A 23,255-nucleotide genomic window follows, 5' to 3' on the forward strand; every position below is an offset into this window, starting at 1 on the left:
TAATATGAAGAAAATTTTACTGATTTTCGCCTTTATTTTGGCTTTTATGCCACAATTTAGGGGTCAAACTGGGCAGATTGGTGCTGGTACGACTACAATGACAGAACTTCCAATTAATTCTTGTTATGGGTATAATTATTCACAACAGATTTATACAGCAGCAGAATTAACGACTGCTTTAGGTACAAGTACTTATATCACAAAAATCAGGTTTTTTGTGTCTGCAACAGCTTCAACTCAAACAAATTATAATCAATGGGTAGTTTATATTGGGAATACTGCAGTAAATAATTTTGCTACAACTACAAGTTGGATTCCTGTAGCAAATATGACTCAGGTCTATTCAGGTACATTACCAGCAATGTCTAATGGTGCGTGGGTGGAAATTCCGTTAGCAACACCTTTTACTTGGGATGGTACTAGTAATTTAGTAATTGCGGTAGATGAAAATGCTGCTAATTATAGTTGTACCCAAGCTTGGGGTAGCTATGCAGCAGGTACAAATAGAGGTATAATGTATCGAGATGATACTGTAAACCCTAACCCTGTAACTCCACCTACAGCATATTCAAGGTATGGTAATATTCCAATGCTACAATTAGTAGCATTTGATAATCAAGCTTGTTCTACAGCTCCGCCAGTTCCTGTCGTTAATAATATTGGTGCTGCTGGTGCTACTGTATCTTGGAGTGCAAACATTAATGCAACTTACGTGGTAAGATATAGGTCTTTACCAGGAGGAGCTTGGACTACTGTGCCTATACCTACACTTACAAGCAGTTATAATATAGTTGGTTTACTTGAATCTAGTCAGTATGAGGTAGAAGTTGCCACAGTTTGTGCAGGAACGCAAGGTGCTTGGTCTACTGCAGTTCAGTTTACAACATCTGCAATATCATATTGTCCTATAGCATCTACGAGTAATGCAGACGGATACATATCAAATGTAACTGCTAATGCTACTAACTCGTATGTAATGAGTAATAACTCTGGTCCGGCTTTCTACACAAATTATGCATCTGATCCATCAAAGCTAATTACATTTGTTAGAAATTCTACTAATAATACAGTATCTGTTACTAAAACATTTTCAGGCAGTGTTCAATACTCGTTTGGTACAGGAGTATGGATTGACTTTAATAGAAATGGTGTTTTTGAAACGAACGAACAAGTTTTGGATTCGCCAAGTAATACTACTTCACCTGTAGTGAGTGCCGGATTTACAATTCCTGCAGGAGCATACAATGGCACACTTTCAACTCGTATGAGAGTTGTTTTAAGAGAATCGTCTTCCGCTGCTGCATGTGTAGGTTTCACATGGGGTGAGGTTGAGGATTATGATGTTAAGTTTGTAGATTTGCAACCTTGTACAACTGCACCTCCAACTAACATTTCAGTTGCAAACATAACCATTGCTTCAGCAACAGTGTCATGGGTTGCAACAGCGAATGCTACTTATGTTATAAGATACAGAACAGGTACAGGTGCTTGGACGACGGTTACATTGCCAACGACTACTCCGCCAACAAGTATCTATAATATACCTGGTTTATTAGAGGCTACAGCTTATGAAGTTCAAGTCGCTACAATATGTGGTGGTGTAACAGGAGCCTTCTCGCCTAGTATTACGTTTACTACTCCAATTTTATCATATTGTAGTGCAGCAGCAACTAGTGCTGATGAATTTATATCTAAGGTTACAGTTATGCCTCTCGCACTTGCTGCGATGAATAGTACTTCTACAATGGGGACAGCGCCTTACTACTCTGATTATACAGCGGATCCCGCAAGATTAGTTTCTCTAATCCGTGGTTCTGCAAATAATAGTATTTCAGTTACCAAAGAATGGCCTGGTACTCAGTATGGTGCAGCCGTTGGGGTTTGGATTGATTTTAATAGAAACGGGATTTTTGAAACTTCTGAAAGAATTTTGACAGGAGCTAGCAACACCACAGCATTGGTTACTGGTACTTTTTCAGTTCCTACAGTCGCTTCAGGATTAGTATATACAGGGAGTTTAACAACTAGAATGAGAGTAATTCTAAGAGAATCTACTGATCCAACTGTATGTGGTAATTTTAGCTATGGTGAAGTTGAAGATTATTCAGTTAAATTTATAGATTTACTGCCTTGTACTACTGCTGCTCCTACACCAGTTACAGTGTCTAACTTAACTTCATCATCTGCATTTGTATCATGGTTACCAGCTGCTAACGCGACTTATATTATAAGATGGAGACAAGGTACTACTGGAGCTTGGTTACCAAGTGCTGCTGGTCTTACTCTTCCAGCTGGGCAGAGTTACTATACCATCCCTGCTCTTTTAGAGCAAACTGCATATCAGGTGCAAGTAGCTACAATATGTAATGGAACTACTGGTGCTTTTGGTGCTTCTGTGAATTTCACTACACCATCTTTAACGTATTGTAATATGACAGGTACGGGAACAAATGATCACATTTCTAATGTAAAAGTGACTCCTATTAACTTCCCAGTTATGGACAATACATCTGTTCAAACTAATTATATTAGTTATACTACGCCTGCTACATTAATTAATTTAGAAGTTGGATCTATTGCAAATCAGATTTCGGTTACCAAAGCTTGGGCAGGTACTCCAACGTCTTCCGATGCGGTTTATGCATGGATTGACTGGGATAGAAATGGAATTTTTACTGACGCTGAAAGAATTATGACTTCTGCATCAAGTACTACAACACCGGTAACTGCTACATTTAATGTTCCTGCTACAGGTGTCTATACGGGTAATTATAATACGACGATGAGAGTTGTATTGAAACGTGGAAGTGCTCCTGTAATATGTCAAGATGCTGTTAATGGTGAAGTAGAAGATTATGCGGTAAAGTTGAGACCTTGTGCTACAACAACTCCAACTAATGTAACAACTACACTGATTACTCAGAATTCTGCCACAATAGGTTGGACTTCAGCCACATCAAACAATTCATTTGTATTAGAGTACAGAGCTGTAACAGCGCCTGTGTCACCTTGGATTACTATTCAAGCATCTGTACTTGGCGGGAATCCACCAGTATTATTAACAGGTTTAGTTCCAGCAACACTATATGAAGTAAGAATTGCAGCGAAATGTGGTGCAGGTACTTTAGGTAATTATACTCCAGTAAAGCAATTCACTACAAGATGCGACCCTACACCTCCAAATGTTACAGTAAATAATGTGACTTCATCATCTGCTGTCGTAACTTGGAGCCCTATTGTTCCTAGTGCTACATACTTAGTAAGATACAGAGTAGTAGGAACTGCTACCTGGATTAACGTAACCGTTCCAGCTCCACCAGTAACTTCTGTAACGATTACAGGGTTAGGTTCTTATGTTACCTATGAAGTGCAAGTTGCAAATCAGTGTGTAGGTGAAACTACTCCAAACCCTTGGTCTACATCTCAGGTGTTTACTACGGTTAGAGTTTGCGAAATTCCGCCTCCAGGATTAACAATCACTCAGTTAAATCCTACATCGGCAGAAGTTGTGTGGAGTGCTTACACAGGTTCTGGAGCTACTAATAATTACATATTAAAATACAGAAAGGTGGGATTGCCAGGCTGGACAACGATTAACGTAAGTAATAATACCTATACGATAACAGGATTATTAGAATTAACGAAATATGAAATGCAGGTAGCGAATGTTTGTACGGGTACACCGGGTAACTTTACACCAGAGTACTACTTTACAACACCAACAGTAGTGTACTGCCCGATGCATTCAACTAACTTTGGTTCTGAATTTATCTCAAAAGTAACAGCGAAGCCAGCGGGCAAACCTGACATGATTAATATTACAGCAGGTTCAGCTTATTCAGACTTTACAACAGTTCCTGCGAAGTTTATTGATATGGTTCAAGGCTCTGTAGGTAATCAAATTATAATTGATAAAACAATTAGCTCAGGTGCTAAAGCTGGAGTAGCAGTTTGGATTGACTTCAACAGAAACGGAACTTTTGATCTTGACGAAAGAATTTTAGCAGATGGTCCTAATACGAATCCTACTGCAAGTGCTACCTTTACGGTGCCTTCTAATGCTTTCTTAGGATCTACCAATAAATATGTGGTAATGAGAGTGGCAATGTCTAAAGACGCTATTCCTGTAAGTTGTGTAAGCTTTACTGATGGTGAAGTAGAAGACTATACAGTGAGAATCTCTCAATTGCCAACAGCAAATACTGTTAATCAAACAGATATTTTGATTTATCCAAATCCTGTTAAATCAATTTTAAATGTTAAGAATATCAGTAAAAAAGCGAAGTATAAAATTTACAGTGCAGCTGGTCAATTAGTCTCTAGCGGAGTAATCTTAAATAATAAGATTGACGTAAGCAGACTAATCAACGGTTTATACGTAATTGATATTGATGATGTTCAGGGCACAGCTCAGAGAAAATTCATTAAAGAATAACCAATTAATTAAATAGAATAAGCTCTCAGAAATGAGAGCTTATTTTTTTATAGCTAATGCTTTACAAAAATCCCGCTGAAGAAATTTCAGCGGGATTTTATGTGGTCAAAATGTATGTTTTGTCGGCTTCTAAAAATTGATAGGCTACAAAAATAGAAAGGTTTTCATATTTTACTTATCAATATTTGTGCATTCGTGGTCAAAATAAATTTAGATAATCGAACAAAAAATTAGATTTATTCAATCTCAAAAATGATTCTCTCAGTTTGATCTTTAAGGTCATCAAGATTGGTATTGTTGTAAATTACACAACTGGCTAATTTGATTTTGTCCTTTTCAGGCATTTGCTTTTCCATCACAGATTGTACTTCACGATAGGTTTTTCCGTCCCGATCCATCACTCTTTTTATTCTTATATTATCTTCTGCAGTGACCAAAACAGACCGATAACATTGCTTGTGAAGTTTTAGCTCAAACAGTAAAGCGGTCTCTTTAAATACTAAATACTTGGTTTGTTTTTTTACCCAATCTTCAAAATCAAGACGAACGGCAGGATGAATAATTTCATTAAGACTTTGAAGTAATTCTTTATCATTAAAAACTTTTCCGGCAACAAATTTCCGGTCATAAATCTCGTCTTTGTCGTAAGCATCGCTTCCTAAAAGCTCTTTTATTTTTAGCTTTAAATCTTCATTATCATTTACAATCTCTTTTGCTCGATCATCCGAATAATATACAGGAAATCCGAAGTCTTCAATAAATTTGGCAACGGTAGTCTTTCCGGAACCGATTCCGCCTGTTAAACCAATGATTTTGGGTGCTAATGTCGAGTCGGGTTCACTTTTCTGACTCTCTGAATATAATTCTTCCATAATAAATTAATATCCAAAAACATCATTAAAACTGAAAGTCTGGTCGAGACGAACTCCCTTTTCAGTCATTTTTAAACTTGCCAATTCATGGTGAGCATCATGTTCAAAAAACAGAAGATAATCATTGTCTACACATTGTTTCAAAAACTTTGCCTTTTCATCTATCGTAAGTAATGGTCTCGTGTCATAACCCATCACATAAACTTGAGGAATATGTCCTGCTGTAGGTATTAAATCTGCCGCAAAAACAATCGTTTTTTCCTGATATTGAATCACGGGTAGCATCTGCTTCTCGGTATGTCCATCTACAAAAATAACATCCATTTTCAAGTCTGGTGCAAAACCATAGTTTCCGGTGGAAGGAAGCGGCAAAAAGTTAAGCTGTCCACTTTCCTGGATAGGGAGAATGTTTTCTTTTAAAAAACTTGCTTTTTCTCTAGCGTTGGGCTCAGTTGCCCATTGCCAATGGTTTTCATTCGTCCAGAATTGCGCATTTTTAAAAGCCGGTCTGTAACCCGATTTATCGTCGTTCCATTCAATGGCTCCGCCACAATGGTCAAAATGAAGGTGTGTAAGGAAGACATCAGTAATATCTTCTTTTACGAAACCATATTTCTTTAAATTATTATCCAGATTATCATCTCCCCAAAGCGAATAATGACCAAAAAACTTGTCATCCTGCTTATTTCCGAGACCACAATCAATTAAAATTAATTTTTTTCCGTCTTCTACAAGCAAAGAACGGGTTCCTAGTTCGATTAAGTTTCTTTCGTCTGCAGGGTTTGTTTTTTCCCACAGACTCTTTGGGACGACCCCAAACATGGCGCCTCCATCTAGTTTAAATTTCCCACATTGGATAGGATATAATTTCATATAATATTAGGTTTTTATAATGTTGTTTATTTTTTCAGTAGTTTCATTTTAGAGGCAATTTGTTTCCCGTTTTCATCGTCTTTTTCAAGATTTAAAATAATATTTTGAAAATCATGTTCCTTTCTATTCTGAGACAATTTTTGGTTAATGAAAATCTCAGGTGGAATGATTTTTAAGCCAAAAGCACCTTTCATCTCCTTCTCTACAAACTCTTTAGCCATATCTTTTACCATCATCGGGCAGTGCTGGGCTTGTTCGTATTTGTAGGTTAATTTTTCCAAATGGCTGTAGAGTTCTTCAGAATTCATTATCTCAACTTTTCCATAAATCTGTACTGCTTCGTAATTCCATGTTGAAACATTGGTGTGGTCGTACCAACTGCTAGAAATATAAGTGTGAGCTCCCAAAAAATCACAAAGCACTTCATCTCCATTTTTCAACGTTTTTGCTTGCGGATTTGCTCTTGAAATATGAGTTTCAATATACCTATTTTCCGAATCATCTTCATTTAGCATCATCATAGAATGCGTTGCACGAATTTTATCAACCGAAGAAATTAATAAAGCAAAAGAATTTTCGCTGATGATTTCTTTCATCAAATTGTAATCTTCGCTTTTATATATTTTAGGTATAAACATTTTATAATTAAAAAAGTTCTCCCGGATTTCTAGGGACAGCAATATTCAAATGCTTATACGCTTTCTCTGTAACTTCTCTTCCTCTCGGAGTTCTGATAATAAATCCTTCCTGAATTAAAAATGGTTCATACACTTCTTCCAAAGTTTCCGGGTTTTCAGCAATCGATGTTGCCAAAGCCGAGATTCCCACAGGTTTTCCTTTGAAGTTTTCTATCATCACACGCATGATTTTATTATCCATTTCATCCAATCCAAATTCATCTACGTTTAAAGAGTTTAAAGCATATTTGGTAATATTGATTTCAATTTCACCATCACCTTTTATTTCTGCAAAATCACGTACTCTTCTCAAAAGTGCATTGGCAATTCTGGGAGTTCCGCGGCTTCTTCTTGCAATTTCGATGGCGGCATCTTCATAAATCTTCACCCCCAAAACTCTTGCACTTCGGATAATAATCATAGACAAAAGCTCAATGGTATAATATTCAAGCCTGCTTTGAATTCCGAATCTTGCCAACATCGGTTTGGTCAACATTCCGCTTCTTGTTGTAGCACCGACAAGAGTAAAAGGATTTAATCCAATCTGAACACTTCTCGCATTCGGACCGGTTTCCAGCATAATATCTATTTTATAATCTTCCATTGCAGAATACAGATATTCTTCTACCACTGGAGAAAGACGGTGAATCTCATCGATGAAAAGGACGTCGTTTTCTTCCAGATTGGTAAGTAGACCTGCCAAACTTCCCGGCTTATCCAAAACAGGACCGGATGTAATTTTACAGCTTACTCCAAGTTCATTTGCAATAATATTGGCTAAAGTTGTTTTTCCCAATCCGGGTGGACCGTGCAGCAAAACATGGTCGAGCGCTCCACCACGTCTTTTGGCAGCGGTAACGAAAACTTCAAGATTTTCTAAGGTTTTGCGCTGTCCGGCGAAATCCTTAAAGCTCTGCGGACGAATCTGCTCTTCCTGCATGAGCTCATCATGGGAATAATTGTCTTTGTCTGGATGTAAAAAATCAGGCATTAATTCAGTTTCATTTACCGTAAAGATAGGAAAATTAGGTTAAGATTAAGGTTGAGGCTGAGATTAATTTCAGGCTGAGATTAAGATTCTAGGCTTCACCTTTTATCATTTACGATATTGATATATTTTAAGTATTTTTGAGAGAGAAAATAAAATAAAAATTCTTTCATTCAATTTTGCGTTGGGATTCTTACGGAATGACAAATTTTTTGCACATTTTTTGTCATGCTGAAAGCATCTAAGCAAAATACAAAGATTATTTATCTAAACTTTAGCTTTAAACTAAATAAATGAAACTTATAGGCCCTTTCAAGCAAGTTGTAACTCTTGCTAATCTTCCGTTAAGAGGAAAACTTTCTGACGAACAAATCGAAATTATTGTTGATGGTGGAATTTTAGTTGATGAAAATAAAATTCATGCAATCGGAAATTTTGATACCTTAAAATCTGAAAATCAAAATATAGAAATAGAAACCATCGAAGGCGAACAAATCGTTCTTCCTGCTTTCGTAGATTCTCACACTCATATTTGTTTTGGTGGAAACCGTGCCAATGATTTTGCGATGCGAAATGCCGGTAAAACCTATCTTGAAATTGCTGAAAGTGGTGGTGGAATTTGGAGTTCTGTACAACATACAAGAAACGCTTCAGAAGAAGAATTGTTGAAAACTTTATTGGAAAGAATAGAATTTTTAATCTCTTTAGGAATTACAACCATTGAAGTGAAAAGCGGTTACGGTTTGGATGTTGAAAATGAGCTTAAAATGCTTAGAATGATTAAAAAAGCCCAAGAAAAGACTCAGGCAACTTTGGTTCCTACCTGTCTTTCTGCCCATTTGAAGCCCAGAGATTTTGAAGGAAGCAACGAAGAATATTTGCAATATATTTTAAATGAAATTTTACCAAAAGTAAAAGAAGAAAACCTTGCAAAACGTGTTGATATTTTTATTGAAAAATCAGCATTTCAACCGGAAGAAAGTAAAGTGTTTTTACTGAAAACTAAAGAATTAGGTTTCGAAATTACTGTTCATGCAGACCAGTTTACAGCCGGGAGTTCAAGAATTGCGGTAGAAGTTGGTGCAAAATCTGCAGACCATTTGGAAGCAACTATTGATGAAGATATTGAGTTTCTTGCACAATCTGAAACAGTGGCAACTGCTTTACCAGGGGCAAGTTTAGGATTGGGCGAAAAATTTACTCCGGCAAGAAAATTGTTAGATGCAGGAGCAATTGTAGCAATAGCAAGTGACTGGAATCCTGGTTCTGCCCCGATGGGGAATTTGATTACACAAGCTTCTATTTTGGCAACTTTTGAAAAACTGACAACAGCCGAAGTTTTAGCAGGGATGACGTTCCGTTCTGCTTTTGCATTAGGTTTGGAAGACAGAGGAAGGCTAGAACCAAATTTTAAAGCAGATTTTGTGACGTATAAAACCAATAATTTTCAAAATGTTCTCTATAATCAAGGAAGTTTAAAGGCGGAAAATGTTTATATTAATGGTGTAAACATTTAATGAAGAAAATAGTTATTTATTTTATCTCAATCATTTTATTAATCATCTTACAGTATTTTTTATCGATTGTTCTGGTTTTTCAACTGGCAACGAAAAGAGTGGGAGATACATCATTTGGTTTTAAGGATGTTTTAATTGTCATTTTTTGGTTAACAGGAATTGCTTCAATTATTTATATGATTATTAAATTTTTGATTACGATTTACAGACACGAATAAAAACACAAGAAAATATGGGCATATTTAATAAAATTTTCGGTAAAAATGACGGGCATAAAGAAACTCAAATTAAAAGCTATAAAGATTTTTGGGATTGGTTTGTTACCCAAGAAAAAGATTTTTATGAGACCATAAAAAACCATCAAAATATAGAAATTGATTTTTTTGATGTCATTGCTCCAAAACTAAAAGAGATTAACGGAGGATTTTATTTTCTTGCAGGGATGAGCGATGATTCTATTGCAGAGTTGATTCTAACGGTAGAAGGTGATATTAAGAATATCATTTTTGCAGAAGAGATTATTGAGGCTGCTCCAAAGCTAAATCATTGGAAATTTACCGCTCTAAAACCGGAAATGAATCTTACAAGCGGAATCGAAATGGATGGTAAAAAGTTTTCAAGCGAAAATATATTCTTCTACGAAAATGAAATAGAAGGCTATCCTGACGAAATCGATATCACTTTTGTTTACGAAAACTTAAACGAAGAAACCAAAGATGCTGCGATAACCGGAGTTTGTATTTTTCTTGATAATTTTTTAGGAGAACTAAATTTTGCCACTCAAATTGATACCTTTAATGTAATCGGGAAAGACAATGCCAAAAAAGAATTGGTTCCCATTACAAAACTGAAAGACTTTTTATCTTGGCGAGAAAGAGAGTTTACAGAAAAATATAAAAATGTGAAAAACTTTGATGAAGAAGACCAATTTTCTGTTTTTGAAGCGACTTTAAAAAACGGCTCGCCTCTTATTGCGGCGATTAATACTTCTTTATTAACCTACGATTCTAAAGCTTCTTATCCATGGATTTCTATTTTGAAAGTTCAATATAATGGTGAAAATAATAATGGACTTCCAGAAAAAGAAGATTACGAAAAATTAAGCAACATCGAAGAGCAGATTATTGAAGAATTGAAAATAGAAGATGGAAATTTATACATCGGAAGAGAAAATGCAGATAACCTGAAAGAGAGCTATTTTGCAAGTAAAGATTTCAGGAAACCGTCAAAAGTTTTGAAAAAAGTTATTGACGACCATCCTGAATATAAAATGACACTCGAAATTTATAAAGACAAATATTGGCAGAGTTTTGAACGCTATAATGTAAATCAAAATTAAATTAAAATCATGATTTGGCAAGGTAGATTAGACGGTGAAGAACTGCTTCATCACAGAATATTTCAAAGAGTAAAAGAAGAAAATAATTACGATAAAATCTCAACTAACGATTTCGTTTTACACGGATTTGCCGTTGATGAGGGCGTTCGAAGAAATAAAGGAAGACAGGGTGCAAAAGATGCTCCGGAGATTATCCGAAAAAATATGGCTAATTTTCCTGTCATTCGGCCAGACTTTTCGCTTCTTGATTTTGGAAATATTAGCTGTGAAGATGGTAATTTGGAAAATACTCAGAACGAATTGGCGAAGAAAGTCTCTAAAGTTTTGCTAAAAGGTGGTAAATCTTTGGTTTTGGGAGGTGGTCATGAAGTTACTTTCGGTCATTATCGTGGGGTGAAGACTGCTTTTCCGGAACAGAAAATAGGGATTATTAATTTTGATGCTCATTTCGACAACAGGCAACCTGAAAATGGAGTGGGACCGAGCTCTGGAACAGGATTTTGGCAAATTGCTCAGGAAGGAGATATCAACTCTCTACATATCGGAATTCAGAGAAATTCTAATACTCTGAAGCTTTTTGATACCGCTCATCAGTTTGGAATGAAATATATTTTGGCAGATGAATTGTTTTTCGAAAATCTACCATCAGTCTATGAAAGAGTAAATGAATTGGCAAATTCAGTAGACTTTTTATATATGACGATTTGTATGGATGTTTTTAATGCTTCGATTGCACCGGGTGTTTCAGCTTCGGCTTACAACGGAATTTTTGCTGATGCAGCTTTTATGCATTTGTACAGACATATTCTTAGAAATGAAAAACTGGTGGCTCTGGATATTGCAGAAGTAAATCCACTTTTTGATATTCAGCATCATACGGCAAGATTGGCTGCTAGTTTAGCGAATGAATGGTTTATGATTTAGTCTGAATAAATGAATTTCATAGAATTTATCACTAATTAAATAGGATATAAGGAACAATATTTGTTGCCTTAAAAATGCTTTATCCAAAAGCAGAAGATTCTTTTTCTGAATCTTTAAAAATGGAAAATTTAACATGGAAAATTTAATAGAAAACAAGCTGTTAAAAGCTGACCAGGCTTTTCAGGAATGGAAAAAAGTTCCGTTTGAAGAAAAGCAGAAACTCTTGGCAAAAGCTGCAGAAATTTTTAAAAATAAAGCCGAAATTTTTGGTGAATTGATTACTTTTGAAATGAATAAGCCCATTTCTCAAGCCATTTCTGAGGTTGGGAAATCTGCTTTAATGATGAATTATTATGCGGAGGCTGAAAACATTTTAAATCCGGAAAAAATAAATTCTGAATATAAAATTTCAGAAATACATTACGTACCAAAGGGAGTAATTCTTGGAGTTATGCCTTGGAACTTTCCTTTTTGGCAGGTTTTAAGATTTGCTACTCCTGCAATTTTAGCAGGAAATACAGTAGTTTTAAAGCATGCATCCATTTGTTTCGAAAGTGGAAATGCAATAGAAAAAGTTTTTATTGAAGCCGGTTTTCCGGAAGGAATTTTCCAAAATCTTGAAGTGGGACATGGTGAGGTAAAAGAAATTTTAGAACACAAAACCATCAAAGGCGTAAGTCTTACAGGAAGTGAAAAAGCAGGAGCTGAAGTGGCTGCAACAGCCGGAAAAAATATCAAAAAATCTTTGCTGGAATTAGGTGGAAGTGATGCTTTCATCGTTTTGGAAGATGCTGATTTTAATGAAGCTGCAAAAGTAGGAGCTTTGGCAAGATTACAAAATTGTGGGCAAACCTGTGTAGCGGCAAAAAGATTTATTATTCAGCGTGAGGTTGAGTTTGATTTTCTTCCGATATTTATTGAAGAATACAAAAAATATACTCCGGCTGATCCCAAATTGAAAGAAACAAAATTAAGCGGAATGGCAAGACCTGATCTTGCAGATGATCTTGTAAAACAATACCAGAAAGCTTTAGATCATGGTGCTGAGGTGATTATTCCATTAGAAAGAATTTCAGAAAATGAATTTATTCCAGGATTGATCAGAGTAGAAGAGGGAAATCCTATTTTGCAAGAAGAATTGTTTGGTCCTTTAGGAATGGTAATGATTGCTCACAACGATGAGGAAGCTTTAAAAATAGCTAATAATATTCCGTTTGGATTAGCCAATTCGGTTTGGACGAAAAATGAAGAACGCCAACAGTTTTTTATTGATGGTTTAGAATCAGGAACAGTAAATATCAACCGAATGACGAGTTCTGATCCACGTTTTCCATTCGGAGGTACAAAGTCTTCAGGTTATGGAACCGAGCTTTCTTTAATAGCTTTAAAAGAGTTTGTTACCGCGAAGACGATTTTAGGTAAATAAACATAAAAAACCTCCCGAAAATTATTTTTTCGGGAGGTTTTATTTATATCAAAGACAATTATTAAATTGTCGTTAATCTCAAAGTATTTGTTTTTCCACCTTCGTAAGACGGCGTTGCATTGATGTTGATTACAAAATCTCCGGTTTCGATATACCCGTGATTGTGAGTCAGCATATTTACCTGAATAATGGTTTCGTCAGTAGGTTTATTCATGTCATAATAATAAGCACGAACTCCCCAAAGTAAATTCAACATCGTAATTACTCTCTTGTTACCACTGTAAACAATGATGTGAGAATTTGGTCTGTGTGCTGATAATTGGAATGCGGTGTAACCAGAGCTTGTAAGCGTTACAATAGCTGCAACATTGGTGCTTTTTGCGATTCTTACGGCAGCAAGACAAACTCTATTGGTGATGAAACGTTCGTCGATGCAGTTGTAATCTTTTTCCATCGGCTCATTTTTATTCTGATAGAAAGAAGTCATTTCGATATTCTTTACAATCTTCGCCATATTTTCAACAACCTGAACAGGATATCTACCTACAGAAGTTTCTCCTGAAAGCATCACCGCATCAGCTCCGTCTAATACAGAGTTGGCAACGTCATTTACTTCAGCTCTTGTAGGAGTTAAGCTGTTAATCATTGTTTCCATCATTTGAGTAGCAATGATAACAGGTTTTGAGAAGAATCTTGCTCTTTCAACCAAGTTTTTCTGAATAGCAGGAACTTCTTCCATTGGAACTTCTACACCCAAATCTCCACGAGCAACCATTAAACCATCACACTCTAATAGAATCTCGTCGATGTTTTTCACACCTTCTGGTTTTTCGATTTTAGCGATAATCGGCGTTTTAAAACTTCCGTTTGGATGCTTTTTAATCAGCTCTTTCAAATCGATAATATCTTGAGCATGACGAACGAATGATAAAGCAATCCAATCTACCTCCATATCCATCATGAAATTGGCATCCTGAATATCTTTTTCCGTCAAAGCTGGAAGAGAAACGTTGGTATTAGGAAGGTTTACTCCTTTTTTAGAACTCAAAGGTCCCCCTTGAATTGTTTTTGCTTTTACGGTATCTATTTTGTTGGTTTCAATAACCTCCAACATTAATTTTCCGTCATCAATAAGGATTCTTTCACCTACATTTACATCCTGAGGAAACTGCTGGTAAGTCATATAAACTTTTGTAGAATCTCCTTCAATTTTTTCGTTGGTAAATGTAAGAATATCTCCAGGATTAAGGTATGAACCTTCTTTTACAACACCCACTCTTAGTTTTGGACCTTGTAAATCTCCTAAAATACTTACCGAATATCCATATTCTTTATTAAGGTCTCTGATGATGTCTATATTGGAACGCACTAAATCATAGTCGGCATGAGAAAAGTTTATTCTAAAAACGTCAACACCCGCTCTCATCAATCCTAACATTACCTCCTTCGAAGATGAAGCAGGCCCTAGTGTTGCAATAATTTTTGTCTTTTTTAAATACTTATTCATAATACTGTATTATTTGATAGAGCTCCTCTTCAGAACTCAGATTGTAATCTTGAATTGGAAACGCAAGATTTTCAGCCAGCAAAATTACGGAAAAATCAGGAAACTGTTCCGAACTGTGTAGAATATATTCTACATCTGGATGATTAATTAATAAAAATTTAATATTGTCTTCTTCTGAGAAGAGTTCAGTTTGTAATTTTTTTTGATTACTTTCTGAAGATTTGTTGGAGATGAATGTAAAACTGGTCCTAGAATACTTGTGATAAGCTTCAAACCGAGGAAAATAAAAATTATAATGAGACCCATGATAGACAAGGTCTTTTATTCTCGAAAACTTTAAATCGTTGTGTTGATTAATTTTAAAAAAAAACTCATGATCTGGTATATGTTTGACTAATCTTACCAAAGCGATGGCAATATCTTCAAATTCTATATCATCAAGATCATAAAGTTTTTGGATTTCCAAGTATATTTTCTTTTTTATTTAAAATATAAAATGCTCTCTGTGCAGCTTTTTCTTCTGCTTTTTTCTTTGAAGTTTCTGTGGCATTGGAAATCTTTTCGCTTCCCAGCCAAACATGACATCGGAAGACGACTGACTTGTTAACCTGAATTTCTTCACAAGTTTCGTACTTTATATTCAGCTTCTTTTTCTGGCTCCATTCCAGCAAAAGACCTTTGTAGCTTACAATTTTATTTTCAAGCTTATTGATTTCTGATGGCGTAAGAAGTCTATCCAAAACGATTTTTTTACAAATTTCGTATTGGAAATCTAAATAAACAGCACCAACTAGCGCTTCAAAGAGATTCCCTGAAATGTTTTCTCCTAAAGCAACAACATGATTGTTTTTTTGTAAAAGATCGGTAAGCTTTAAATCTTCCCCTAATTTGTTTAGATTTTTCCTATTTACAATTTTAGATTTCATCTGTGTCATATATCCTTCATTAGCTTTAGGATAAGTTTGAAACAGATGGCACGAAACAATTGTACCCAAAACAGCGTCTCCTAAAAACTCAAGCCTTTCGTAATTACTTTCTTGATTTTTAGAAGAAGTCTTAATTGAAAAAGCCTCACGATAAAAGTTGACATTCTGAACCTCAATCCCTAAAATTTTATTTAGTTCTGTGGTCAGGAAATAGTCTCTTTCCGTAAGTTGTCTTTTTCTTTTTTTGATAAGGAATTTAGAAAAGTATTTCTGTAACTCCATTCAGTAATAATTAGATTTTCTTAAAAAGAACGCAAGCATTGTGCCCACCAAATCCAAAAGTATTACTCATGGCTACTTTTACATCTTTTTTTACAGCGTTATTAAATGTAAAATTTAATCTGCTGTCGATGCTTTCATCATCAGTAAAATGGTTGATTGTAGGAGGTACAATACCATGAATTATAGTTCCTAAAGCAGCAATCGCTTCAATAACACCGGCTGCACCTAAAAGATGGCCAGTCATTGATTTTGTAGAATTAATCTGAATGTCAAAAGCATGCTCACCTAATAATCTTGAAATTGCGTTGGATTCTGCAATATCTCCTAATGGAGTAGAAGTACCATGCATATTGATATGATCTACTTCATCAGTAGTTAATCCTGCATCTTCCAGACAATTTTTCATTACTAAATAAGCTCCTAAACCTTCAGGATGAGGTGCCGTCATGTGATGTGCATCTGCACTCATACCGCCACCTAATAATTCTGCATAGATTGTTGCTCCACGCTTCACAGCGTGTTCGTACTCTTCAAGGATGATAGATCCTGCTCCTTCACCTAAAACAAATCCGTCTCTGTCTTTGTCAAAAGGTCTTGATGCAGTAGTAGGGCTATCATTTCTTGTAGAAAGCGCCATCATAGCATTAAATCCTCCAACGCCACTTGCTGTAACAGCAGCTTCAGACCCTCCACAAACGATAACGTCTGCTTTACCGAGCTGAATAAGCATTTTAGAATCAATTAATGCATTTGCAGATGATGCACAAGCAGAAACTGTAGTATAATTGGGACCATGGAAACCATATTCTATAGAGATATGCCCCGGTGTAATATCCGCAATCATTTTAGGAATAAAGAAAGGGTTAAATCTTGGGATGTCTGTATTTGCCCAGCCCAAAACTTCGGTTTCGAAAGTTTCTAAACCACCAATTCCTGATCCCCAAATCACTCCGACTCTGTTTTTATCAACATTGTCTTCCATGATTCTTGAATGGCTCACTGCTTCTCTCGCAGCAACTAGCCCAAGCTGGGTGTTTCTATCCATTTTTTTAGCCTCTTTCTTTTCGAAATGGTCTAATGGATTGAAGTTTTTCACCTCGCAAGCAAACCTAGTTTTGAAGTTTGTGGCATCAAAAAGAGTAATAGGAGCGGCTCCGCTCTTGCCTTTTACAAGACTTTCCCAGTATTCATTCGCATTATTACCGACGGGTGTTATTGCGCCAAAACCAGTTACAACTACTCTTTTTAATTCCATAAACTTTGTTTAAATTTCTTTTGTTGAAGAATATTATTTATTTACTACTTCTTCGATATAAGCGATAGCGTGACCTACAGTAGTAATTTTTTCAGCCTGATCATCAGGAATCTGAATGTTGAATTCTTTTTCAAATTCCATAATTAATTCAACGGTATCCAAAGAATCAGCTCCTAAATCGTTAGTGAAGCTAGCCTCAGGAGTTACTTCTGTTTCTTCAACGTCAAGCTTATCAGCGATGATAGCTTTTACTCTTGATGCAATGTCTGACATAGTAAATTTTTTTTTTATTGTTAGATGGTGCAAATATATAAAATTCTTTACGATAAAACATTTTTTTAAACTTTTTTGTCACGAGTCTAATGTAATTTTCTTCTATCAAGTTTTAGTCTTTTCGTAATCAGGGTTTTATATTTTGGTTTAATTTTCAGACCTACCTAAGTATTAATATATAAAGATGATTGTTTTGGATTTTTTTTAATTATAAAATAGATAGAGGTAATGGGTAATGTTCAATAGTCTATAAGTTTAATTAACTTTAAAAGTAAATCTTGCGTTGTGAACTTGTATTTTAACATATTCTTTTGTTGAACCAGGAATGGTTGAAAGTATTTGAAGTTTTAAGTATTTGAAATTTCATTAATAATATAAGCGTATTGTATTTATGTTTTAACTATCTTTATCATACCATTAAATTTAAAAAATAATAACATGAAAAACTTGAAAAAATTAAGAAAAGATCAATTAAAAACAATTAAAGGGTCGGGTGGAGTTAAAGAATTACCGGATCCAGATTTTTGCATGTATTACTGTGATGGGATTGTAATTTGTGCAACTTGTAGTGATGATTTTAAATGCCCGGATAATTCTATTTAATTAGATGGTTTAAAAGGAGTTCTAAAAGAGTCTTTAGGATGTCTAATGTTAAGAAATTAAAAAACCACTGATTGTCAGTGGTTTTTTTTTTGTGTAATGTGGAGTTGGAGGGATTCGAACCCTCGTCCAAACAAGCAATACATAAGATTTCTACATGCTTATTTTGCTGTTGGTTTTCGAATATAAGCAGAGAGCAAACACCCAACTTATACCTTATCTTCTAAAATTTTCGAGTCTTGGCCGAAGCTTCCAAAACCTTATTTTTGCATTACTATATCCCAGAATCAAACGCCGCAAAACAGAGCATTTGTGAGACATCTTGCTTCCCTACTGAAATCTTCGGGAAAACGCTTGATCTACTATACTTCGATATTAAGCTGCAAGAGCGAACTCTTCGTTGCCAGTTAAAATTTTGTAGCAAGGGATTAAAGAGATCGCGCTACGGTTCTCTGCATGCTTACTTACCCATTGGTCTTGCTGTCGAAACCAGTCAACCCCATAGATTAGTAATGCAAATATACGTTTTTTTGTTTAAATTAAACTTATTTTGAGATGGCTGTTGTAAAATATTTAAATTTAAAGCTAGATAATTTTGTGGTCTCGTAAAAAACACTTAGTTTTGCAATCCAAAATGAGATGTAAATTATGTTAATAATACCTGTAAAAGATGGTGAATCCATCGATAGAGCACTGAAAAAATACAAGAGAAAATTTGATAAAACTGGTACAGTTCGTCAATTAAGATCTAGACAAGCTTTTATTAAGCCTTCTGTAACTCTTAGACAATCTAGGCTGAAAGCAGCTTATAAGCAAAGAGGATTAAGCAAGGAAGAGCAAGCTTAAGAAATTTTCTTAAACACATACTAAATCACTTCTTAAATAGTTATATTTGAGAAGTGATTTTTTGTTTTTATACTTACCAAAATGCGAGATAAATTTTTAGATTATTTACAGTTTGAAAAAAGGTATTCGCCTCATACCATTATAAGTTATCGTCGTGATCTTGACGATTTTTACTCTTTTTATCTTAAAACCGAATCTTCAGAAGATCTTCTTAAAGCTGATAAAAAAATTATAAGAAATTTTGTTGTCGAGCTTAGTGAAAGTGGCATTTCTAAAAGAACGGTTAATCGAAAGCTTTCTACGCTTCGTAGTTTTTATTTATTCCTTCTAAGGTTGGGCGAAATTGAAGTTTCTCCAGTTGAAAGCATATCATCATTAAAATTTTATCCCGAAAAGCAAATTCCCATCTCTCAGGATGAAATGGAGGTTCTGCAGGATGAAGTTTTTTCTAATGTGGAAGATTTGCTTCAAAAATCTATTGTCGAAATCTTATATCAAACAGGAATTAGGAAATCTGAACTTTGTGGCTTAATATTTGAACGGGTAAACTTAGAAGAAAATGAACTGAAAATCTTAGGAAAAGGGAATAAGGAAAGGTATATACCGATTTCTGAAAATTTGAGTTTAATGCTTAAAGACTATAGTAAGACACGAAAACCATTAGAGGAATTTAAGTCTTATTTTTTTATCAATAAAAAGGGAAAAAAACTTACAGAAAAATTTGTCTATGTAGTAGTTAATAAGTACCTTAGTCTTATAACTTCTAAACAAAAAAGAAGTCCTCACATTTTAAGGCACAGCTTCGCGACGCATGTTTTAGATAATGGGGCAGAGATATCAAAAGTTAAAAAAATATTGGGCCATTCAAGTCTTGCAAGCACACAAGTGTACACTAATGCCAATATTGAACAGTTGAAAAAAGTGTTTAATCAAGCTCATCCAAGAGCAATTAAAAAAGAAGAATTATGAAGATTTCAGTACAAGCAATCGGCTTAACTCCACACGAACCACTAGAGTCACATGTAGACAAAAAAGTAAGTAAACTAGGTACGTTTTATGACAAAATTCAAGAATGTAAAGTTTTTTTGAAAGTTGAAAACAATGCCGATAAAACAAATAAAACCACCGAATTGATTTTGGTCGTTCCAGGTGATGATATTGTAGTAAAAAAGACATCTTCGAGTTTTGAAGAAAGTTTAGATCTTTGTGTTGATGCGGCTAAGAAACTGTTAATCAAGAAAAAAGAGCTGGCTTAGAAAAAAAAGTAAAAAAACTTTGATAAAAAGTTTGAGATTTCAAAAAATCTGTTCTATATTTGCAATCGCAAAAAAGAACATCGATCTTTTGAAATCTTTTTAATTTTGCCTCCGTAGCTCAGCTGGCTAGAGCAGCTGATTTGTAATCAGCAGGTCGTGGGTTCGAGTCCCTCTGGAGGCTCAATTTAATATAAAATATCTGGGGAGATTCCAGAGTGGCTAAATGGGACTGACTGTAACTCAGTTGCTTCGGCTTCGCAGGTTCGAATCCTGCTCTCCCCACATTTTATATTAAAAAAAGTCTTGTAAGTTATAAAGGTTTTCCTTTAGATTTACATCCGTTAACCAATAGTTTTGGAAACAAAATTGCGAAAGTAGCTCAGTTGGTAGAGCGTCAGCCTTCCAAGCTGAATGTCGCGAGTTCGACCCTCGTCTTTCGCTCAAAAAAAATCATACTCTATAGTGTGATTTTTTTGTTTAGGCCGACTTAGCTCAGCGGTAGAGTGCTTCCTTGGTAAGGAAGAGGTCACGGGTTCAAGTCCCGTAGTTGGCTCACTTTTTATCCCGATTTCTTCGGGATTTTTTATGCCTTCCACATTATTATAAAACTCATTGCGTATTCTTAATTTTCAAAATATATTAAACGCTTTCGTTTCGCTTAAATCAAAGTTTAATATTATTTTAATCAATCATAATATAAAGATTAAAAGACTTTAGAAATAAGACTTTAGATATTTCAAATATTTTTATCCTTGTACTTTAATGTTTCCACAGCGTTTAATTCAACGGATAATCTTGAAATTTTCATTAAATTCGTCATAAATATATTCTTGATGAACATTCTCTTATTAGAAGACGACCTTATTCTCTCTGCAGAATTGTGTAAGTTTTTAGAATCAAATCATTTTACCTGTGATCGAATTTATGATGGTGAAACTTTTCTCCGTCAAATAAAGAATAACAGCTATGATTTGTATCTTTTAGACATTAATGTACCAAAAGTAAATGGGCTTGATGTTTGCCAAACCATTCGTTCTTTCGATAAAAATACACCGATTATCATTATTTCCGCTTACGGCGATATTTCAGATAAGAAAGATGCTTTTACAAGATTGGCTGATGATTATTTGGTGAAACCTTTTCAGTTTGAAGAATTATTACTTCGCATGAACTCTCTTTTAAGACGAAAGGTTCCTGCAGACAATATAGATTTAGATATTATAAGAATTGATGATTTAATTATCAATAAAACGGAGCAAAAGGTTTTTAGAGCAGGAAACGAAATTGCGTTGACTTTAAAAGAGTTTCAGCTTCTCGTTTATCTTGCGGAAGCGCAGGGTAGGACGGTTTCTAAGCAACAAATTACTGAGAATGTATGGGAACATAATTTTAATACCAATACCAATACAGTAGAAGTTTATATCAATTTTCTAAGAAAAAAAATTGACAAAGAATATAAAGTAAAGTTGATTCATACCAGATCGGGTTTCGGTTACTATTTAAATCCTTTGTAAACAAAACTAAAAATCGACAACCAAAAACCAATAACTATTTAGATGTCTTTAAAAAGAAAGATTGCGCTTACGCTAAGTGTTTCGTTTTCCCTGCTTTTTGGGGTTGTTTTAATCATTATTTATCTTTCGTTTAATGATTTCCGTAGGGAAGAGTTTAAAGACCGATTTGTAAGGCGATTAGGGTTTACCACCAACTTTATTTCAAAATCTAAAAATTTTGAGAACGAAGCGCCTATTTTTTTTAATGAAAATTCAGATAACTTCCTTCTCAATGAAACCATTTTAATTTTTAATGGTCAAAAAGAGCTAATATACAGCACCATTAAAGACCAAAAAGTAACATGGAATAAAGAACTTCTTGTTGAGCTCGATAAGAAAAAAGACATCTACAACGAAGATGTTGTACCGGAAGTGTATGCTGCTTTAAAAAACATCAACGGAGAAAATTACTACATTCTCACCAGTGCATACGATACCAACGGGAAATCGAAGTTGGAGTATTTGAAATATCTTTTAATTACCGCTTTTATTACCTGCACCTTACTGATTGGTTTTTTTAGTTATTATTTTATGGGTAAATTTCTTCAGCCTTTGGAAGATTTAAATAAAGAAATTTCTGAAGTCACTGCTCATAAACTTACCACACAAATTCCGGTAGAGCAGTCGAATGACGAAATAAGTATTTTGGCAAATTCATTTAATACAATGATTTCGAGATTGAATGACGTTTTTCAGTCACAGAAAGATTTTACGGCAAGTGCATCCCACGAAATCAGGACACCGATTACAAGAATGGCTTTTCAGTTGGAAAATTTAATTAAACTCGAGCAACATTCTCCTGAAACTCTTTCTGCTTTAAAACAGATGCTGAAAGATGTATATCAATTGTCTGACCTTACGAATTCTTTATTGCTTCTTACAAAATTTGATAAAGAAAATATTCAGAGTATTTATGAAGAGGTAAGAATTGATGAAGTCATTTTTGAATCTTTCGACCGTGTACAGAAAAGTTATCCCCATCTTAAAATGGATTTTCTTATTTCCGAAGAAACTCAGGAAAATGCTTTTCTTACCATTAACGGAGTGCAGTCGCTTTTAGATATTGTATTTATTAATTTACTGAAAAATGCAGCAGTCTATTCTGATAATGCTGATGTGAAAATTCTTATAACCGAAAATGAAAATCATTTAACAGTTGATGTACTTTCTCAAGGTAATACGATTTCTGAAGAAGAGCTGCCAAAACTTTTTGAAGCGTTTATGCGCGGAAATAATTCTCAGAATATTTCAGGCTCTGGTTTAGGGCTTCGTATTGCTAAAAGAATTTTAGAATATCATAATGCTAAAATCAATTACAATTCCCCTGCTGAAAATATGAATAAGTTTAGCGTGATTTTCAATAAATAAAATTTTAAAATAAAATCTGTGGGAAAATTATAAGAGACTGTTTAAATTTTATTAATATAAATTCTGCAAGATTGGCTTTTGATTTTTTTTCAATCATTTTTTATATAATTCTCGCAGATCGTACAGATTTAGCAGATTAAAAACAGAGGAATCAATCTGCTAAATCAGCAAAATCTGCGAGATAAATTATTTTCATTTAAATTTAAACATTCTCTAAACCATTAAGAAGACTTACTGAGTTAAGAATATTAAGCTGAGCTTTGCTTTAAGTACTTGTCATTTTAAAATCTATTTGATTTTTCTTAATAAAACTTAACTTCTTAAATCTCCTTAATGGT

At 34.6% G+C, this 23,255-nt stretch carries 21 protein-coding genes, 4 tRNA genes and 1 other RNA gene; 16 read left to right on the forward strand and 10 right to left on the reverse strand.

The features are described from left to right. Positions 1–4: 4 nt before the first annotated feature. A complete protein-coding gene (locus LO744_RS03545; protein ID WP_230667211.1) occupies positions 5–4,435 on the forward strand; it encodes a GEVED domain-containing protein in 4,431 nt (1,476 codons plus the stop codon). A 236-nt stretch (positions 4,436–4,671) separates the two neighbouring features. Here LO744_RS03545 and coaE read toward each other — a convergent pair whose 3' ends face one another. From coaE to ruvB, 4 genes are read right to left on the reverse strand one after another with little or no spacing between them, the layout of a single operon-like run. Beyond that, positions 4,672–5,307, reverse strand: coding sequence for a dephospho-CoA kinase (gene coaE, locus LO744_RS03550; protein ID WP_230667212.1), 636 nt, complete (start codon positions 5,305–5,307; stop codon positions 4,672–4,674). A 6-nt stretch (positions 5,308–5,313) separates the two neighbouring features. Beyond that, entirely contained in the window at positions 5,314–6,180 is an 867-nt protein-coding gene (locus LO744_RS03555; RefSeq protein ID WP_230667213.1) for an MBL fold metallo-hydrolase, read from the reverse strand. A 26-nt stretch (positions 6,181–6,206) separates the two neighbouring features. Further along, positions 6,207–6,818 (reverse strand): FMN-binding negative transcriptional regulator, encoded by a 612-nt coding sequence (locus LO744_RS03560; protein WP_230667214.1) that lies wholly within the window; start codon positions 6,816–6,818, stop codon positions 6,207–6,209. Between the two features lie 7 nt (positions 6,819–6,825). Next, a complete protein-coding gene (gene ruvB, locus LO744_RS03565) occupies positions 6,826–7,848 on the reverse strand; it encodes a Holliday junction branch migration DNA helicase RuvB (RefSeq protein ID WP_230667215.1) in 1,023 nt (340 codons plus the stop codon). 290 nt (positions 7,849–8,138) lie between these two features. On the opposite strand from ruvB, the gene hutI reads away from it, so the two are divergent. The 5 genes from hutI to LO744_RS03590 all read left to right on the forward strand — a co-directional run bounded on the left by hutI (position 8,139) and on the right by LO744_RS03590 (position 13,051). Continuing rightward, positions 8,139–9,362 carry an imidazolonepropionase gene (gene hutI, locus LO744_RS03570; protein WP_230667216.1) on the forward strand — a complete coding sequence of 408 codons (1,224 nt, stop codon included), beginning with the start codon at positions 8,139–8,141 and terminating at the stop codon, positions 9,360–9,362. Beyond that, positions 9,362–9,580 (forward strand): hypothetical protein, encoded by a 219-nt coding sequence (locus tag LO744_RS03575; RefSeq protein ID WP_230667217.1) that lies wholly within the window; start codon positions 9,362–9,364, stop codon positions 9,578–9,580. Before hutI ends, LO744_RS03575 begins: the two co-directional genes overlap by 1 nt. Before the next feature lie 14 nt (positions 9,581–9,594). Next, positions 9,595–10,701: a DUF695 domain-containing protein gene (locus LO744_RS03580; RefSeq protein ID WP_230667218.1), complete on the forward strand. Its 1,107-nt coding sequence runs from the start codon at positions 9,595–9,597 to the stop codon at positions 10,699–10,701. 9 nt (positions 10,702–10,710) lie between these two features. Beyond that, positions 10,711–11,625 carry a formimidoylglutamase gene (gene hutG / locus LO744_RS03585; RefSeq protein ID WP_230667219.1) on the forward strand — a complete coding sequence of 305 codons (915 nt, stop codon included), beginning with the start codon at positions 10,711–10,713 and terminating at the stop codon, positions 11,623–11,625. 133 nt (positions 11,626–11,758) lie between these two features. Beyond that, positions 11,759–13,051, forward strand: coding sequence for an aldehyde dehydrogenase family protein (locus tag LO744_RS03590; RefSeq protein WP_230667220.1), 1,293 nt, complete (start codon positions 11,759–11,761; stop codon positions 13,049–13,051). A gap of 61 nt (positions 13,052–13,112) precedes the next feature. Here the strand turns inward: LO744_RS03590 and pyk are convergent, their stop codons facing one another. Genes pyk through LO744_RS03615 form a run of 5 tightly spaced genes read right to left on the reverse strand, consistent with a single transcriptional unit; the run spans position 13,113 to position 17,294 of the window. After that, positions 13,113–14,558: a pyruvate kinase gene (gene pyk, locus LO744_RS03595; RefSeq protein WP_230667221.1), complete on the reverse strand. Its 1,446-nt coding sequence runs from the start codon at positions 14,556–14,558 to the stop codon at positions 13,113–13,115. Then, on the reverse strand, positions 14,551–15,024 hold the full coding sequence (locus LO744_RS03600) for an IPExxxVDY family protein (RefSeq protein WP_230667222.1): 474 nt from the start codon (positions 15,022–15,024) through the stop codon (positions 14,551–14,553). Before LO744_RS03600 ends, pyk begins: the two co-directional genes overlap by 8 nt. Beyond that, on the reverse strand, positions 15,002–15,766 hold the full coding sequence (gene rnc / locus LO744_RS03605) for a ribonuclease III (RefSeq protein ID WP_230667223.1): 765 nt from the start codon (positions 15,764–15,766) through the stop codon (positions 15,002–15,004). Before rnc ends, LO744_RS03600 begins: the two co-directional genes overlap by 23 nt. Positions 15,767–15,776: 10 nt before the next feature. Continuing rightward, on the reverse strand, positions 15,777–17,021 hold the full coding sequence (gene fabF / locus LO744_RS03610; protein ID WP_230667224.1) for a beta-ketoacyl-ACP synthase II: 1,245 nt from the start codon (positions 17,019–17,021) through the stop codon (positions 15,777–15,779). A gap of 33 nt (positions 17,022–17,054) precedes the next feature. Continuing rightward, positions 17,055–17,294, reverse strand: coding sequence for an acyl carrier protein (locus LO744_RS03615; protein WP_002976354.1), 240 nt, complete (start codon positions 17,292–17,294; stop codon positions 17,055–17,057). Positions 17,295–17,732: 438 nt separating this feature from the next. On the opposite strand from LO744_RS03615, the gene LO744_RS03620 reads away from it, so the two are divergent. Continuing rightward, positions 17,733–17,897: a bacteriocin-like protein gene (locus LO744_RS03620; protein ID WP_230667225.1), complete on the forward strand. Its 165-nt coding sequence runs from the start codon at positions 17,733–17,735 to the stop codon at positions 17,895–17,897. A gap of 96 nt (positions 17,898–17,993) precedes the next feature. Here LO744_RS03620 and ssrA read toward each other — a convergent pair. After that, positions 17,994–18,395: a transfer-messenger RNA gene (gene ssrA, locus LO744_RS03625) on the reverse strand. Between the two features lie 147 nt (positions 18,396–18,542). Here ssrA and rpsU point away from each other — a divergent pair. From rpsU to LO744_RS03670, 9 genes are all read left to right on the forward strand, one after another. Continuing rightward, entirely contained in the window at positions 18,543–18,740 is a 198-nt protein-coding gene (gene rpsU, locus LO744_RS03630; RefSeq protein ID WP_034723363.1) for a 30S ribosomal protein S21, read from the forward strand. 81 nt (positions 18,741–18,821) lie between these two features. Beyond that, positions 18,822–19,709, forward strand: a complete 888-nt coding sequence (locus LO744_RS03635) for a tyrosine-type recombinase/integrase (protein ID WP_230667226.1) — start codon at positions 18,822–18,824, stop codon at positions 19,707–19,709. Next, positions 19,706–19,996, forward strand: a complete 291-nt coding sequence (locus LO744_RS03640) for an HPF/RaiA family ribosome-associated protein (RefSeq protein WP_191181427.1) — start codon at positions 19,706–19,708, stop codon at positions 19,994–19,996. Before LO744_RS03635 ends, LO744_RS03640 begins: the two co-directional genes overlap by 4 nt. Positions 19,997–20,103: 107 nt before the next feature. Then, a tRNA-Thr gene (locus LO744_RS03645) sits at positions 20,104–20,177 on the forward strand. Positions 20,178–20,197: 20 nt separating this feature from the next. Beyond that, positions 20,198–20,278: transfer RNA gene (locus LO744_RS03650), tRNA-Tyr, on the forward strand. Between the two features lie 86 nt (positions 20,279–20,364). Continuing rightward, positions 20,365–20,437 (forward strand) — tRNA-Gly (locus LO744_RS03655). A gap of 40 nt (positions 20,438–20,477) precedes the next feature. Next, positions 20,478–20,549: transfer RNA gene (locus LO744_RS03660), tRNA-Thr, on the forward strand. Between the two features lie 280 nt (positions 20,550–20,829). Further along, on the forward strand, positions 20,830–21,510 hold the full coding sequence (locus tag LO744_RS03665; protein WP_230667227.1) for a response regulator transcription factor: 681 nt from the start codon (positions 20,830–20,832) through the stop codon (positions 21,508–21,510). A 42-nt stretch (positions 21,511–21,552) separates the two neighbouring features. Then, positions 21,553–22,917: a sensor histidine kinase gene (locus LO744_RS03670; protein ID WP_230667228.1), complete on the forward strand. Its 1,365-nt coding sequence runs from the start codon at positions 21,553–21,555 to the stop codon at positions 22,915–22,917. Positions 22,918–23,255 lie beyond the last annotated feature (338 nt).

The sequence above is a fragment of the Chryseobacterium turcicum genome, from assembly GCF_021010565.1.
Classification (GTDB): Bacteria; Bacteroidota; Bacteroidia; order Flavobacteriales; family Weeksellaceae; genus Chryseobacterium; species Chryseobacterium turcicum.

What these genes read in the sequence shown, in the direction of transcription:
- LO744_RS03545 (WP_230667211.1), top strand. Translation starts at nt 5, where the DNA reads ATGAAGAAAATTTTACTGATTTTCGCCTTTATTTTGGCTTTTATGCCA.
- coaE (WP_230667212.1), bottom strand. Translation starts at nt 5,307, where the DNA reads ATGGAAGAATTATATTCAGAGAGTCAGAAAAGTGAACCCGACTCGACA.
- LO744_RS03555 (WP_230667213.1), bottom strand. Translation starts at nt 6,180, where the DNA reads ATGAAATTATATCCTATCCAATGTGGGAAATTTAAACTAGATGGAGGC.
- LO744_RS03560 (WP_230667214.1), bottom strand. Translation starts at nt 6,818, where the DNA reads ATGTTTATACCTAAAATATATAAAAGCGAAGATTACAATTTGATGAAA.
- ruvB (WP_230667215.1), bottom strand. Translation starts at nt 7,848, where the DNA reads ATGCCTGATTTTTTACATCCAGACAAAGACAATTATTCCCATGATGAG.
- hutI (WP_230667216.1), top strand. Translation starts at nt 8,139, where the DNA reads ATGAAACTTATAGGCCCTTTCAAGCAAGTTGTAACTCTTGCTAATCTT.
- LO744_RS03575 (WP_230667217.1), top strand. Translation starts at nt 9,362, where the DNA reads ATGAAGAAAATAGTTATTTATTTTATCTCAATCATTTTATTAATCATC.
- LO744_RS03580 (WP_230667218.1), top strand. Translation starts at nt 9,595, where the DNA reads ATGGGCATATTTAATAAAATTTTCGGTAAAAATGACGGGCATAAAGAA.
- hutG (WP_230667219.1), top strand. Translation starts at nt 10,711, where the DNA reads ATGATTTGGCAAGGTAGATTAGACGGTGAAGAACTGCTTCATCACAGA.
- LO744_RS03590 (WP_230667220.1), top strand. Translation starts at nt 11,759, where the DNA reads ATGGAAAATTTAATAGAAAACAAGCTGTTAAAAGCTGACCAGGCTTTT.
- pyk (WP_230667221.1), bottom strand. Translation starts at nt 14,558, where the DNA reads ATGAATAAGTATTTAAAAAAGACAAAAATTATTGCAACACTAGGGCCT.
- rnc (WP_230667223.1), bottom strand. Translation starts at nt 15,766, where the DNA reads ATGGAGTTACAGAAATACTTTTCTAAATTCCTTATCAAAAAAAGAAAA.
- fabF (WP_230667224.1), bottom strand. Translation starts at nt 17,021, where the DNA reads ATGGAATTAAAAAGAGTAGTTGTAACTGGTTTTGGCGCAATAACACCC.
- LO744_RS03615 (WP_002976354.1), bottom strand. Translation starts at nt 17,294, where the DNA reads ATGTCAGACATTGCATCAAGAGTAAAAGCTATCATCGCTGATAAGCTT.
- LO744_RS03620 (WP_230667225.1), top strand. Translation starts at nt 17,733, where the DNA reads ATGAAAAACTTGAAAAAATTAAGAAAAGATCAATTAAAAACAATTAAA.
- rpsU (WP_034723363.1), top strand. Translation starts at nt 18,543, where the DNA reads ATGTTAATAATACCTGTAAAAGATGGTGAATCCATCGATAGAGCACTG.
- LO744_RS03635 (WP_230667226.1), top strand. Translation starts at nt 18,822, where the DNA reads ATGCGAGATAAATTTTTAGATTATTTACAGTTTGAAAAAAGGTATTCG.
- LO744_RS03640 (WP_191181427.1), top strand. Translation starts at nt 19,706, where the DNA reads ATGAAGATTTCAGTACAAGCAATCGGCTTAACTCCACACGAACCACTA.
- LO744_RS03665 (WP_230667227.1), top strand. Translation starts at nt 20,830, where the DNA reads ATGAACATTCTCTTATTAGAAGACGACCTTATTCTCTCTGCAGAATTG.
- LO744_RS03670 (WP_230667228.1), top strand. Translation starts at nt 21,553, where the DNA reads ATGTCTTTAAAAAGAAAGATTGCGCTTACGCTAAGTGTTTCGTTTTCC.